13 protein-coding genes are annotated in these 13,688 nt (G+C 46.3%); 4 read left to right on the top strand and 9 right to left on the bottom strand.

What is annotated here, in order from left to right; all coding sequences use genetic code 11:
* Positions 1-125 precede the first annotated feature (125 nt).
* From EOO49_RS01610 to EOO49_RS01600, 3 genes are read right to left on the bottom strand one after another with little or no spacing between them, the layout of a single operon-like run.
* Entirely contained in the window at positions 126-1,889 is a 1,764-nt protein-coding gene (locus tag EOO49_RS01610) for a sensor histidine kinase (protein ID WP_290842137.1), read from the bottom strand.
* A complete protein-coding gene (locus EOO49_RS01605; RefSeq protein ID WP_290842136.1) occupies positions 1,886-3,823 on the bottom strand; it encodes a tetratricopeptide repeat protein in 1,938 nt (645 codons plus the stop codon). The genes EOO49_RS01610 and EOO49_RS01605 overlap by 4 nt, the downstream gene beginning before the upstream one ends.
* Positions 3,824-3,865: 42 nt before the next feature.
* Positions 3,866-4,150, bottom strand: coding sequence for a hypothetical protein (locus EOO49_RS01600; RefSeq protein WP_290842135.1), 285 nt, complete (start codon positions 4,148-4,150; stop codon positions 3,866-3,868).
* A gap of 192 nt (positions 4,151-4,342) precedes the next feature.
* Here EOO49_RS01600 and EOO49_RS01595 point away from each other — a divergent pair, with 192 nt between their 5' ends.
* Together EOO49_RS01595 and EOO49_RS01590 are read left to right on the top strand one after the other, a co-directional pair.
* Entirely contained in the window at positions 4,343-4,585 is a 243-nt protein-coding gene (locus EOO49_RS01595) for a hypothetical protein (RefSeq protein WP_290842134.1), read from the top strand.
* Positions 4,576-4,887 (top strand): type II toxin-antitoxin system RelE/ParE family toxin, encoded by a 312-nt coding sequence (locus EOO49_RS01590; protein WP_290842133.1) that lies wholly within the window; start codon positions 4,576-4,578, stop codon positions 4,885-4,887. The genes EOO49_RS01595 and EOO49_RS01590 overlap by 10 nt, the downstream gene beginning before the upstream one ends.
* Positions 4,888-5,140: 253 nt before the next feature.
* On the opposite strand, the gene EOO49_RS01585 is transcribed toward EOO49_RS01590, so the two are convergent.
* The 6 genes from EOO49_RS01585 to alaS all read right to left on the bottom strand — a co-directional run bounded on the left by EOO49_RS01585 (position 5,141) and on the right by alaS (position 12,165).
* Positions 5,141-5,656 (bottom strand): DUF6252 family protein, encoded by a 516-nt coding sequence (locus EOO49_RS01585; protein ID WP_290842132.1) that lies wholly within the window; start codon positions 5,654-5,656, stop codon positions 5,141-5,143.
* Between the two features lie 97 nt (positions 5,657-5,753).
* Positions 5,754-6,704, bottom strand: coding sequence for a GSCFA domain-containing protein (locus EOO49_RS01580; RefSeq protein ID WP_290842131.1), 951 nt, complete (start codon positions 6,702-6,704; stop codon positions 5,754-5,756).
* 56 nt (positions 6,705-6,760) lie between these two features.
* Entirely contained in the window at positions 6,761-7,489 is a 729-nt protein-coding gene (locus EOO49_RS01575) for a hypothetical protein (RefSeq protein WP_290842130.1), read from the bottom strand.
* Positions 7,490-7,598: 109 nt separating this feature from the next.
* Positions 7,599-8,333: a hypothetical protein gene (locus EOO49_RS01570; protein WP_290842129.1), complete on the bottom strand. Its 735-nt coding sequence runs from the start codon at positions 8,331-8,333 to the stop codon at positions 7,599-7,601.
* Positions 8,334-8,586: 253 nt separating this feature from the next.
* On the bottom strand, positions 8,587-9,333 hold the full coding sequence (locus tag EOO49_RS01565; protein WP_290842128.1) for a hypothetical protein: 747 nt from the start codon (positions 9,331-9,333) through the stop codon (positions 8,587-8,589).
* Positions 9,334-9,537: 204 nt separating this feature from the next.
* Positions 9,538-12,165, bottom strand: a complete 2,628-nt coding sequence (alaS, locus tag EOO49_RS01560; RefSeq protein ID WP_290842127.1) for an alanine--tRNA ligase — start codon at positions 12,163-12,165, stop codon at positions 9,538-9,540.
* Between the two features lie 198 nt (positions 12,166-12,363).
* Between alaS and EOO49_RS01555 the strand changes: the two genes are divergently transcribed.
* Together EOO49_RS01555 and EOO49_RS01550 are read left to right on the top strand one after the other, a co-directional pair.
* Positions 12,364-13,341, top strand: coding sequence for a peptidoglycan DD-metalloendopeptidase family protein (locus tag EOO49_RS01555; RefSeq protein ID WP_290842126.1), 978 nt, complete (start codon positions 12,364-12,366; stop codon positions 13,339-13,341).
* Complete coding sequence (locus EOO49_RS01550; RefSeq protein ID WP_290842125.1) at positions 13,341-13,673, top strand: MerR family transcriptional regulator; 333 nt, start codon at positions 13,341-13,343, stop codon at positions 13,671-13,673. Before EOO49_RS01555 ends, EOO49_RS01550 begins: the two co-directional genes overlap by 1 nt.
* Positions 13,674-13,688: the final 15 nt, after the last annotated feature.

Genomic DNA, 13,688 nt, shown 5'->3' with positions numbered 1-13,688 from the left:
CGACTACGATTACGAAGCTCCAAAAGCGAAATCCAACAACAAGGTCATGTGTTTTCATAATTCACCTGATTTAGTACAAAAGTGCGCAAACCCAAACTACTCCACAATACGCCATTTGACGTATTTTAGGATTTATTTAAGACTTTTTCAGGAATAGAGATCGCGATCGTCGTGCCTTGGTTTACCACAGATTCAAGTTCGAAAGCACCGCCGATGTCGCGAATCCGTTTTTTGATATTGGCGATTCCGTTACCCAAATTCACCTTTGACATTTCAAAACCTTTTCCATTGTCGCTTACGCGGATGTCGATCTTGCCGCGGTCGCTCCTCACGCTGATGTTGATTTGAGACGCTTGCGAATACTTGATCGCGTTGTTCACGGCTTCCTGAACGCTTCTGTAAATGTTCATGCCATTTACGGACGAAAGTTCCAACCGGTTTAGCTCATCGTCGATAAAAATCACGAATTCGGTAGTTTCTTTCGCCGATTTTGCCTTCTCGATAAAATTGGAAATCCTTGTCAGGACGTCCTCGAAAGTGATGTCGTTCGAATTCATCGCCCAAATCGTGTCGCGCAGTTCTACGATCGTGTCTTTCGTGAAATCGCTGATGTGGTCGAGTTTTGTCCCGAGTTTGCTGTCTTTGAGATCGAACGCATATTTGAGATTGTCAACCGAAGAAATGATGAACGTGAGCTGGCTTCCGATGTTGTCGTGCAGATCGCGCGAAATCCCGAGCCTTTGTTCCTGCAATTGATTCTGGGTCTCGATTTGCGCAATCGCCGTCTTGAGTTCGTGCTGTTGCGCCATCTGACGGTTTTTGAGTCGCTGTTGCCGCCAAATCAGGAATCCCGTCACGGCAACGAACAAGACCAAAATCGACAGGATCAGCAGTAGATTCGATTTGCGTTGTGACTCGGCCTTTTGCTCCACAAGCTGCTTTTCCTTCTCGTTCGATTCGAATTGGATCTCGAGTTCGGCAATCCTTGAATTCGTCTCCTTGTTGAGCAAACTGTCCTTGAACTGCACATATTTCTTGTAATCGAGAAAAGCGCCGTTCCTGTCGCCGGACGCCTCTTTCATTTCGCTCATCGCCTGATAATTGTGCGACAAAAGCTGGAAGTATTTGTTCCTATTCGCGATTTCGTTCGACTTTGCAAAGTTGTCCAAAGCCTTTTTGGGAAGCTTCATCATCGCATACAAATCGCCAAAATACGAGTAATTTTCGGCTATTCCGGCAGCGTCTTTCTTAAGTTGCCGCAGTTGCATCGCGCGTGTAAAAAGTTGTTCGGCCTCGAAGAATTTGCCTTTCATCGCATAAACCATAGCGATGTTGTTCAAACTGAACGGAATTCCCGTGGAATCGCGAATCGCTTCTTTGATGACAAGGCCTTTTCTGTAAAAATACAAAGCGCTGTCGAGGTCGTTCTGCATTTCCTTGATCACGCCATAATTGTTGTAGATGCTCAAAAGTGCAGTTGTGTCTTGGATCGCTTCCGCCAACTTCTTGCCTTTCAGCATGTAAAATTGCGCTTTCCGGAGATTCCGCCTTTTCATCGCATAACCCAGTTCACCGTATTCTCGCGCGACTTTGCTTTTGTCGCCAATTTTCTCGAAAAGCCGGATCGCCTTGAAAGCATTTTCGACACTTAAGTTGTGTTCGCCCTTGAAGTTGTAAACCAGCGCAAGATTGCTGTAGGACATCGCTTCCCCGGCTTCATATTTTATTTTTTTGGCCGATTCGGCGTTCTTCAGGTAAGCTTTGTCCAAAGTTGCGGCTTTGGCGATTCGCGTTTCGAACGGGATTTCGTTCAACGAATCGATCTGCTTTTTGGTTTGTGCCGAAACCAAAGCCGTAATCAAACTCACTATCAGCAAAAAGAACTTCATGATTTTCGCTTGCAGATTTCCGGAATCCGAACCAAGATATGCGTGCCGTTTCCATGGGATGCTTTGAGGTCGAAACTGCCGCCGAGCGCTTCCACACGTTTTTTCATATTGTGCAGGCCGTTTCCTTTTTCTACAGATTCAGGTTCGAAACCGCGTCCGTCGTCTTCGATTCTCAGCGAAAGATCGTCTTTTTCACATTCGATGAAAATCCCAATCCGCGAAGCGTCTGAATACTTGATGGCATTGTTCACGGCTTCCTGGATCGTCCGGTACAAATTCATGCCGGCCACCGACGAAAACCGCATCGAATCGAGTTCCTTGTCGATATGGAACTTGAAATCGATGTTCTCCTTGACGTCTTTGGCTTTTTCGATGAAGTTGAAAACCCTGACGCGCAAATCTTCCAAAGAAATCTCAGAATGGTTCATCGCCCAAATCGTATCCCGAAGCTCGATGATCGTGGCTTTCGTGAAATTGTTGATGCTGTCGAGCTTGCGTTCGAGTTTGGTGTCTTTCAAATCGAAAGCATAACGCAAATTGTCTACCGACGAAATGATGAAAGTGAGTTGTGCGCCAATATTGTCGTGCAGATCTCGCGAAATATCAAGCCTTTGTTCCTGCAATTTATTCTGCGTCTCGATTTGCGCGATCGCCGTCTTGAGTTCGTGTTCCTGCGCCAATTGGCGGTTGCGAAGTCTTTGTTGTCGGTAGATCAAAAGTCCTATAAGCGCGATCGAAACGGCCACAAGCGAGATGAATATGATAAGGTTGTTGCGATCGCGGACCTCGTTTTCTTTTTGCAGCAATTCGATGTGGTTTTGGGCGATGATCTTCTCCTTTTTCTCGGTTTCGTGCACGATCTTGAATTCGGCCATCGCTTCCTCTCGTTTTTCGTTCATGAGCACGCGGTAAAGCTCAACGTACTTTTTCTCGGCTTCAAGCGCTTTCACGGGTTTTCCCCAAGCTTCGTACAATTCTGACAAAACACTGTAAACCTTGACCAGATTATTGTTGTTGTGGACGCGTTTGAGAATATCGACACTTTGCAACGCATACTTTTCCGAAGCCACAAAATTCCCTTTCATGCGTTCGAGTCGCGCGAGATTGCTATAACTGTCGGCGATTTGCTTTTCGTCTCCTATCACCATATCGAGTTTTAGCGTCTCCCGAAAGTAATGATCGGCGCTGTCGAGACGGTTCGAATATAGGTAACACATCGCTTTGTTGTCGAGAAACGAAACTTTCATTTTAGGCAGATTTGCGCTGTCGCAGATGCGGATTCCGTCGTTGTCGATCGCGAGCGCTTCGTCGAACTCGTTGTTCATCCCGTGGATGTTGGCCAAAGTGTGTGCCGACGAAAGGTACGAATGTTGCCATTTCTGGTTTCGATACACGTCCATCGCTTTCTTGAGATGTTCCTTGGCCACCTTCGGATCATCCTTTTGCATGTAAACCTGACCGATGCAACTGTTTCCGAATGCGATGCCGCGGCGCTCTTTCTTCGCCTCGAAAATCTTGAGTCCGGACAGTAGATATTGCAGCGCTTTCGGGTTGTCGCCCGCATTCTTGTAGTAATTCCCGATTCCCGTCAAAGCTCGTGCATAAAGCGTGTCGGCTTTCGAATTTTTGGTAAGGCGCAAAGCCGACTCAAAGCTTTTTTTCCCAAGTTCGTATTGGCCTTTGTTCATGCTGAAATCGCCTCTCGCGATAGCGGACATCGCCAGGAAATCATCGGGTTGGCCTTTGGTGAGTTGCTCCATTTTCACGGCGTAGATTTCCATGGAATCGACCGGAAGTTTCGCTACTTTGCCCATGCGCCCGAATTCGGCGATGATCTCGAGTTGTTTTGGCGAAAACGAGCGTTTCTCAAGTGTCGGTTCGGGTTTGCATCCGATAAGGAAAAGCGCGAAAAAGAAAGGTAAAAGTCTATTCATCCTGACGGAATTTACCGCAATATAGAGATTTCGGAACACGCTTTACCTGAGCAGGTTATTGGACGCGAGCGTTTCGACGAATTCATTGACCAAACCGGAAATATCCTGGCTCAAAACCGCGTTCGCCGACCGCAATTTATCCATCAGATCTTGCGAAAGCTGCAGTTGTTGCGACTTCTCGGCCGAATTCGACGCCAGTTGTACGATAACTTGGCGCATGACTTCCATTTTCTGGTCGTGCTCGATTCTCGCGCGTTTTATCTGCAACATCTGCATGACGATGACTGCCGCGAGAATTGTGATCGTGAAAAGTAGCAGGTAAAACATTGTCCTTTGTTCGATTTACGAAAGTCGGGAATGGTTTTGCTTTTTGGAATACGGCAAATGCCTGATTTTTTTTCAGATGATGGAAGGAATTTTTCGAGAGAAGATTGATACTTCGGAAGCAATTGCTGACGATAGTTAAAATAACCTCAAACCGACTGGAAAACTAAAAATTCGTTATTTTTGAAATAAAAAATGAATCTGGAAGCACGAAAAATATCTTTCATCCAAGAGTTTCTCAGAATTCAAAATGAGGAACTGATTACCAAACTCGAAACTTTTCTGCAAAAAGGGAAGGCTGACCTCGCAAATAATGAGATCAGACCAATGACAAACGAGCAATTGCATAAAGATATCGAACAATCTGAGGATGATTTTGCAAACGGGCGATTTATTTCCGCAACAGATCTCAAAGCTAAAATCAGGAAGTGGAGTTAACCGTTTACTGGCTTGAATTTGCCCAGGACAGAATAACCGCCATTTTCGATTACTATAAGTCAAACGTCGGCGTGCAAGTGGCCGAAAACATAGTTGCCGGAATTGTCGACGCTTCTTTCGAGATTGGAAAAAATCCGTTTGGCGGACAACGCGAAAACGCACTTGTTGACAGGATTCGAGAATATCGATACTCCATTTACAAAAGCTACAAGATAATTTACTGGATCGATGAACCAAACAAAATGGTTTTTATCTCTACGGTTTTTGACTCGCGACGCAATCCGAAGGAGTTAGATTTTTGATAGGCTAAATCTGCTTTTGTTTGTGCTAATTCACCTTGCTCGGGTCATCGCTAAAAATTTAACGCTGCCCTTGGAATCAAAAGCAACGTTTTAAAACCGCAAATTCGCGAATTTCCATCGACACCGAAAATGAAATTCCCAAATTCGCGGTCAAAAATTTTGGCAAAGAACGCACGAATAAGTAAACAGCTAAAAATCATGGCAAAAAAAAGCCGGAAAAAAATCCCGGCTCTCAAAAAATATACTCCAAAAATTAATTCTGAATAAAAACGCCACGGAATTTCCCTTGCGTGATCGACTTCGCACCGCAAGCATTCTCCTCAGATTTTCCCGTGAATTCGAAAGTTCCTTCCACTTTGTCGTCCGTCAAGGCTGTTACTGTAACGGTTCCGGTTGCGCCGTCGCATTCGCCCGTGTCGTAACTTGCGCTTGAACTCGTCGTGTAGGCCAAAACGCTGTCAGAATCTGGTCCGACGTTGTATGTTCCCGTTCCGGTTACGCCAAAAAGGATTACGTTCATTCCGTTTACGGATGCGTTCGCGCCCGAAATCTGGATCAACGTGGTAGCGCCACTTCCTTGACGGATGGCCGTTACGGTCGGTTGTCCCATCACTTCGGCCTTGAACGTGTCCCCGTCAACTTTGGCTTGTAGGAATGAACCTGAACCGCCGCCGGTTCCGCTTCCGCCGTCGTCGCTTCCGCATGAGATCGCCATTGAGAAAGCCATCAAAAGGACAGCCGATTTACCAAACATTTGTAGTTTTTTCATGATATTGGATTGGATTAGTTTACTTACAGATTCGCTGTAAAATTTTTACAAAACTGCGATTGTAGGCCAATCCAATCAATACGACATTTGCCGTATTTTAATCGAAAGTCAGGAATGACAAGCGGTTGCGAAGTTGCAAAATGCGATTTTGGGTGTTTTGGACGAACTTTAGATGTTGTTCCGATTCCAAATTGAATGGCCTGTGAGCCAAAGCTTTGCGGATCGAATCGACTTCTGCCATATCCGCGAAAGCGCTTTCCGAAACCCAGGCCGATGCGAATTTTTCCCAGATATAATCGATCGCGATCTGGTTCGGATGCAACATATCGGAAGCATAGAAACGATAGTCGCGAAGTTCGTCCATGACGATTTCGTAAGACGGAAAATAACGGCAATTTTCGAAGTTTCCGATAGCCGAATGCAGGCCGGAAATCAGGTTGGCTTTGCTTCGTTGGTTTTCGACGAATCCGTCCTTGAGATGTCGCACGGGTGAAATCGTGAATATGATCTGTGCTTTCGGATTGACTTCAGACACCGATTTGACCATGTTTTTCACCGATGCTGAAATGGCGTCGACCGACAAAATTTCCTTCGAAAACTCGCGCTGCGGCACTTTGTGGCAATTGGCGACCAGATTTCCCGAAGCATTTTCGCGATAAACCCAAGCCGTTCCCAGAGTGATGATGACGTGAGTCGCGTTCTTGAGCTTTTCGGATGCGCCTGAAGTGACTTCAGTGAGTTGGGAAATGAGTTTTCCCTTATCGGAATGCGACAGGTCGGAATGCGCGTCGAAGCAATGCCAGCGCTCGTTGTGGAAGAAAACATCCGATTCGTCGAAAACCTTTCCATCGGATAAAAATCCCAAAAACTTCCCGAGTGCCAAAGGATGAAACAAAATCCCGAAAGGATTCACCGTGTTCCGGAACCCAAAATGATCGAATTTTCGCGAAATGTTCTCGGCGAAACACGAACCTATGGAAAAGACCTGCGACTCGTAAGAAATCGCGAAGTCACTTTTTGAGATCGGAACCGGCGTGGTGAATTGCATCTGACAAAAATAAACACAATAGGCCAATAAAAAACCCGGAAAAATCCGGGCTGAAATTATTGATAAGTGTAAGTTGTGACGATTGGTGTGCTTCCCGTCGAGGTTCGCGTCGAAACCGAAGGGTAATCGTCCTGGTTGTATTGGTAGACGATTTCTTCCGAACCGCTCGGACTCACGGAAGTCAGAATGTTGTGGTTCACGCCTTGCAACAAAAGCAGATCAGACCATCCGACGACATTCTTGAACGGATTGTTTTTGGCGTCGTACGTGTAAGAATAAATCGTAGTCGTTCCGTTTGCGGTGTTTGCGACTGTCGAAACCTCTCCGTCCTGGCCTATCGTATAAACTTGGTCATACAACAATTGGGTTTGCGAAGTTGCGTTTCCGAGGAAAGTTTGTCCGGTGATCGAAGTCGCATTCGGATAGGAAAACGTCTGGCGCATCACGATTCCCGTTCCCGTTTGTGTGCGTTTGGCTTCGGCAAGACGTCCGTTGGAATACGTGAAATCGAATTCATAAGATGTGCTTCCGGCCGAATTCTGCACTTCGATTCCCGTGATCGCGTTTCCGGAATACGTGTACAAAGTCGTGTCGCCTCCAACGTTGACCGAGCTTGCGATCTTGTTTCCGTTGTAGGAATAATTGGTTGTGTAAGAATCTGAACCCGCTGTTTGGATCGTGCTCGCGAGCAACGTTCCGCCTTGCGTAGGTTGGTTTCCGGAATCGTCCGAAGAACAAGAATTCATGGCCACCGCCAAAAGCGTAAAAAGCAATATCTTTTTCATGTGTCAGTTTTTATCGGCCGAAATATAGAACATTTTGGCCAAAAAAAAACCCAGACGAATCCGGGCCTTATTTGTTGCAAACGCGATTCGCATCCGCGCAAGCGAAATCTTAATTGTACTGAAACTGCGTCACGTAAACATCGCCGTCATACGTTTCTGTAGATTGTGTTGGATAATTTGCCGAGTTGTATTGATACGTATAAACCGTATCGTCTCCGTTGCTTGAAGTTTCGGTCAACATATTGTGCATGGTGCCTGACGCGCCTAGATCAACATAAGAAATCTTGGCATAACCCGTAACGTTCTTGAAAGGACTGTTTTTGTCGTCATAAGTGAATGTCGTAGTTCCGAAAGCCGATACGATCTGGGAAACCTCGCCATTCGCGAAAGTGATCGTGTAAGGATCGCCTTCTTGCGTCTGTGAAGTCAGATCTCCGGAAAATCTTTGCACGGAAACCACGTTGTCGCTGTTGTAAGTAAAAACTTCTCTCGATCCGTCGTTGAAATCGAAATCAAGCGAGACGTGAGTAGCCAATCTTCCTTGCGAGTCGTAAGTGTATCGCTCTTCCTGATCGATTTCGCCGTCGAGTTTGTAAACCATTTTGGTGATGTTGTCGCCCGTGTAAGTGAACTCGATCGTTTCGCCATCGTTTGTGGTAATCTTGTCCAATTTTGTGCCGTTGTAAGTCGCCGTTGAAATGTAGACGTCTCCGTCAGGTCCGGTTTCAATGGTTTTCTTCAAAAGGACGACACCGCCATTGTTGTTTGATCCTTCGTCGTCATTTCCTGTACACGAAGCGAAAAGCAGAACGAGCGCACTCATTCCGAAAAGCATTTTTTTCATTTAATTATGGATTATGGTTTTATTACGAACGCAAATATATCGGTATTGGTATGCGCGATTCGAAAAACGCAATTTGTTTATCAACACCTTTTTAGCAGACGCGTTCTAATTGGCAAAAGTTGCGTCGCCACGGATTTATTTTTTGTGATGATTTACCGTTCGGATGCAGATTTGGCCGATACAAAAAAATCCGACATCTGTCGAAATCGGATTCTGTATTCGTTTGGATCCCAAAAATCCGATCCTTAAAAAACTATTGCCCTTCGTAAAAATAAGTGTAACTCAGTCCGTGATAAACGCCGTCCTGATCCACGACCTGCGTAGAAATGATGTGACCGGCCTGATTGTAAATATGTTCGTACCAGGCAGAATTCGGCACCGCGACATTTGGAGTAGTCTCGACCAACGCCACCACGTTATGGTGAATGCCGTATTGGAAAGTCTTCAAGGCGAAAGTGTGGGCAATCTTATCAAATCCTTGCCATTCCGACCTGTAATTGGGCTTGTCGTCATATTCGAGTTCGTAACTCGATTGTTTCCATATGCCATTTTCGAGATCGTTGTTTTCCACGCGCACGATCTCGCCGCCTTCATAGTACAACATTTGTGTACTGACCAATTGGCCGTTGTCGAGGCGTTCCACAAAAATCGTGTTGTCCGCATTGTGGGTATACACTTCTTCGTAATCGTAACCTGTCACCGTTTTCCCTATCACGCGATTCTGGCTGTCATACGCAAGAACATGCTCAGAACCGCCCGTGATCATTTTCTTGACGAGATTACCCTCATAAACATACTTGGTGGTCGATCCCAAAGTGGTCGTAAATTTGACCATTTTGCTTCCGTCGTAGTGAAATTTCTCGACCGAAGTTCCTCCGTTGAGCGTGGTGATGCGCTTTCTTACCTTCGTCCCTTCTTGAGATAGCGATGTTCCCGATCCATCCGAAGAACAGGATTGCAAAAACAATAAAGGCAAAAGGACAAACAGTAATCGTTTCATATAATTGATTTTTGCCGAAAATACTTATTTCGGAATAAAGGTGATCCAAATTCAAAAAACAAATACAAAAAAAACCGACCTCAGTCGAAATCGGATTTTATATGCAATTTTTGGCCTTCCGACCTTGATTCGACCCCAACGTCGTCTATTATCTATTCGTCTATTATCTATTATCTATTATCTATTCGTCTATTATCTATTCTCTTATTTTATGAACTCCACGGCCTTTTCAAGCGCCTCGGGAATTCCCAAAACATCTTTTCCACCGGCAGTCGCGAAAAACGGTTGTCCGCCGCCGCCGCCTTGGATGTATTTTCCGAGTTCGCGCACGACTTGTCCGGCGTTCAGGCCTTTTTGAGCGACCAATTCTTTGGAGATATAAACGGTCAACAACGGCTTTTCTTCGCTGGCGGTTGCCAAAACGATGAAAAGGTTCGTGTCGATGTTTCCGAGTTCGTACGCCAGATCTTTCGCGCCTTCCGCCGTCAAATCGACTTTTTTGGCGAGGAAATTCACGCCGTTGATCAGTTCGAATTCCGATGCCAATTCGCCTTTCAACGCTTTGGCCTTGTCCTTCAGAAGCGCCTCGACCTGTTTCTTCAACTTGGCATTTTCGTCCTGCAAAGACAAAACCGCTTTGATGGAATCCTGCGGATTTTTTAGAACTGTCTTAATCTCTGACAATGTCTTTTCCTGAGCCGCGAAATAAGCTTTCACTGCGTCTGAAGTAATAGCTTCGATACGCCGAATTCCCGCTGCGACCGCGCCTTCCGACACGATTTTGAAATGCCAGATCTCGGCCGTGTTCTGCACGTGGATTCCGCCGCAAAGTTCAACGCTTTCGCCAAATTTGATCGCGCGCACCGAATCGCCGTATTTCTCCCCGAACAACGCCATCGCACCTTCCTCGATCGCCTGTTGGAATGGAATGTTGCGTCTTTCGACCAACGGCAAATGTTCTTGGATTTTCTCGTTCACGAAATCTTCCACTTGTTTCAGTTCTTCGTCAGTAACTTTTGCGAAATGTGAGAAGTCGAAACGCAGGTAATTCGGGCTTACCAACGAGCCTTTTTGCTCGACGTGCGTTCCCAAAACCGCCCTCAGACCTTGGTGCAACAGGTGCGTCGCCGAGTGATTGCTGGCCGTATGTTCGCGCAGATCGCGGTCAACCTGGGCAAGAAAAGTTCCGCTCAAGTCTTCGGGCAATTTTTGCGTAAAATGTAAAATCAGGTTGTTTTCTTTTTTGGTGTCGATTACCGGAATGACTTCGCTTCCGTTGGTCAAAACGCCTTTGTCGCCCACTTGTCCGCCGCCTTCGGGATAGAATGGCGTGTGGTCGAGCACGAGTTGGTAGATTCTTCCGTCTTTCTTGGAATCGATAGTGCGATAGCGCGTAATCTTGACTTCGTTCACAAGCAAGTCATACCCGACGAAAGTCTCGACATTTCCATCGACCAAAACCTGCCAGTCGTCTTTCGAAACTTCCGAAGCCGCGCGCGAACGCATCTTTTGCTCGTACATCGCTTTCTCGAACGCCTCTTCGTCGTATGACATTCCTTTTTCCTTGAGGATCAATCCCGTCAAGTCTTTCGGAAACCCGAATGTGTCGAACAATTCGAACGCTTTTACGCCCGAAACGGTTTCGCCTTCTGTTTTTTCAATCACGTCGTCGAGCAATTGCAACCCTTGATCGAGTGTGCGCAGGAACGAATTTTCTTCTTCGCGAATCACGTTCTCGACCAATTTCTGCTGTCTGCGGATTTCCGGAAAAGCCGTTCCCATTTGCTCGGCCAAAGTTTCGACGAGTTTGTGGATGAACGCTTCTTTGGTGTTCAAAAACGTGAATCCGTAGCGGATCGCGCGTCTCAAAATTCTTCGGATCACATAACCCGCCGCCGTGTTTGACGGAAGTTGTCCGTCGGCAATCGCGAACGCAACGGCGCGAACGTGATCGGCGATTACACGGATGGCGATATTGGTTTTTTCCTCGTCTTCGGATGCGTTGTCTTTTGTGTATTTCTTGTTCGTGACCGCCTCGATCTTTTGGATCAGCGGACCGAAAACATCAGTATCATAATTCGACTGCACGCCTTGCAAAACCATGCAAAGTCGCTCGAAGCCCATTCCCGTATCGACGTGTTGCGCTGGCAATTTCTCGAGTGAACCGTCGGCTTTTCGGTTGAATTCCATAAAGACGTTGTTCCAGATTTCAACAACGTGCGGATGATCTGAATTCACCAATTCGCGTCCGGATTGTTTCGCTTTTTCTTCTGCAGAACGGATGTCGACGTGAATTTCGGAACATGGCCCGCACGGCCCTTGGTCGCCCATTTCCCAAAAGTTGTCTTTTTTGTTTCCAAGCAGGATTCGGTCTTCGGAAATCAAGCTTTTCCAGATGTCATAAGCTTCCTGGTCGAACGGCACATTTTCCTCTTTCGAACCTTCAAAAACCGTTACGTACAGGATTTCTTTGTCGATTTTGAAGACTTCGGTCAACAATTCCCACGCCCAATGGATCGCCTCTTTTTTGAAATAATCCCCGAACGACCAGTTTCCGAGCATTTCGAACATCGTGTGGTGATAAGTGTCGATCCCGACTTCTTCGAGATCGTTGTGTTTTCCGGACACGCGAAGACATTTTTGCGTATCGGCGATTCTCTTGGATTTTGGCGTTCCGTTGCCCAGGAAATATTCTTTGAACTGCGCCATTCCCGAATTGTTGAACATCAGCGTCGGATCGTCTTTGAGAACGATTGGAGCCGATGGCACGATCAGGTGGCCTTTTGATTGGAAAAAGTCGAGGAACTGTTGGCGTATTTGCTGTGAGGTCATTTTACTTTGGAAATTAGATAATTCGGGAATTTGGAAATGAGATTCGCGAAAGTGGAAAATACTGCGTTGTCCAAATAATTTCCAAATTTCATTCCGAAGCTTCGGAACCCAATTTTCAAATTCACTACATTTGTTCGGAAGGCAAAAATATGCCCGAAAACCCTGTTTTTGAACGGCAAAAATAGGATATTTTGAAACATGAAGAAGGTAAAATATTACTACGATTCCGAAAATCTGGCGTTTAGGAAAATCAAGGTCAGGAAGCGCACGAAGTTTGCGTATGCGGCTTTGTTTTTGCTGGCTTCGGCCTGTTTCGGGACGTTAGCTTTCATCGTGCTTTTGAACACACCTTATTTCGAGACTCCGAAAGATCGCCTGATGTCGCGCGAAATCGAGAATTTCAAGATCCGGTATTCGATCCTTAACAAGAAAATGGACCAGATTGACGAGGTTTTGGCCAGTGTCGAAGAACGCGACAACAACATTTACCGCACGTATTTCAACACTTCCCAAATTCCCGACGAACAGCGAAAAGCAGGCTTTGGTGGCGTTAACCGATACAAGGAACTCGAAGGTTTCGACAATTCGGAACTCGTCGTGAACACGTCCAAGAGAGTCGACATCATCTCGAAAGAACTTGCGATCCAATCTAAATCTTTGGACGAAATACTCAAATTGGCCAAGGAAAAGAACAAGTTGCTTGCTGCGATTCCGGCAATCCAACCTGTCAAAAACGAGAATCTGCGCGCCGTCGCTTCGGGTTTCGGATACAGGACGGATCCGTTTACCAAAGTCAGGAAATTCCACGCCGGAATGGACTTTTCCTCGAAATCAGGAACGCCTATTTACTCGACAGGCGACGGGGTTGTGGAACGCGCCGACAATACGGCATCGGGCTACGGAAATCACATCGTGATCCGTCACGGCTACGGCTACGAAACGCTTTACGGACATTTGAGCAAGTACAACGTTCGCGCCGGAAAACGCGTCAAACGCGGCGACCTGATAGGCTTCGTCGGAAGCACCGGACGATCCGAAGCGCCACATTTGCACTACGAAGTCCACAAAAACGGGGAAGTCGTAAACCCATTGAATTTTTACTACGGAAATATTTCGGCCGCCGAATACGTACAAATCGCCAAAGTGGCCAACCAGGAAAACCAATCACTCGATTAATGCAGATAGCACTTTCACCAGACAAACGATATTACAGCATAGGCGAAGTCGCCAAGGCATTCAACGTCAACGCTTCATTGATTCGGTTTTGGGACAAGGAATTCGACATTCTCAAACCCAAGAAGAACGCCAAGGGAAACCGGCTTTTTACACCCGAAGACGTCAAGAATCTGCAATTGATCTACCATTTGGTCAAAGAACGCGGCTTTACTTTGGACGGAGCCAAAACGCATCTCAAGGAAGGCCAAAAGAAGACGTTGGACAAATACGAGATCGTCTCGAAACTCGAAGCCATCAAAAAACAACTGACTGACATAAAGAACAGTTTGTGATTGGGCACGCGTTTT

It is taken from the genome of Flavobacterium sp. (assembly GCF_004295795.1).
Classification (GTDB): domain Bacteria; phylum Bacteroidota; class Bacteroidia; order Flavobacteriales; family Flavobacteriaceae; genus Flavobacterium.
This window is presented reverse-complemented; position numbering and strand designations above follow the sequence as displayed.

Bases quoted from the DNA above. Each gene is read 5' to 3' on its own strand.
- EOO49_RS01610 (WP_290842137.1), bottom strand. From the start codon at position 1,889: ATGAAGTTCTTTTTGCTGATAGTGAGTTTGATTACGGCTTTGGTTTCG.
- EOO49_RS01605 (WP_290842136.1), bottom strand. From the start codon at position 3,823: ATGAATAGACTTTTACCTTTCTTTTTCGCGCTTTTCCTTATCGGATGC.
- EOO49_RS01600 (WP_290842135.1), bottom strand. From the start codon at position 4,150: ATGTTTTACCTGCTACTTTTCACGATCACAATTCTCGCGGCAGTCATC.
- EOO49_RS01595 (WP_290842134.1), top strand. From the start codon at position 4,343: ATGAATCTGGAAGCACGAAAAATATCTTTCATCCAAGAGTTTCTCAGA.
- EOO49_RS01585 (WP_290842132.1), bottom strand. From the start codon at position 5,656: ATGAAAAAACTACAAATGTTTGGTAAATCGGCTGTCCTTTTGATGGCT.
- EOO49_RS01580 (WP_290842131.1), bottom strand. From the start codon at position 6,704: ATGCAATTCACCACGCCGGTTCCGATCTCAAAAAGTGACTTCGCGATT.
- EOO49_RS01575 (WP_290842130.1), bottom strand. From the start codon at position 7,489: ATGAAAAAGATATTGCTTTTTACGCTTTTGGCGGTGGCCATGAATTCT.
- EOO49_RS01570 (WP_290842129.1), bottom strand. From the start codon at position 8,333: ATGAAAAAAATGCTTTTCGGAATGAGTGCGCTCGTTCTGCTTTTCGCT.
- EOO49_RS01565 (WP_290842128.1), bottom strand. From the start codon at position 9,333: ATGAAACGATTACTGTTTGTCCTTTTGCCTTTATTGTTTTTGCAATCC.
- alaS (WP_290842127.1), bottom strand. From the start codon at position 12,165: ATGACCTCACAGCAAATACGCCAACAGTTCCTCGACTTTTTCCAATCA.
- EOO49_RS01555 (WP_290842126.1), top strand. From the start codon at position 12,364: ATGAAGAAGGTAAAATATTACTACGATTCCGAAAATCTGGCGTTTAGG.
- EOO49_RS01550 (WP_290842125.1), top strand. From the start codon at position 13,341: ATGCAGATAGCACTTTCACCAGACAAACGATATTACAGCATAGGCGAA.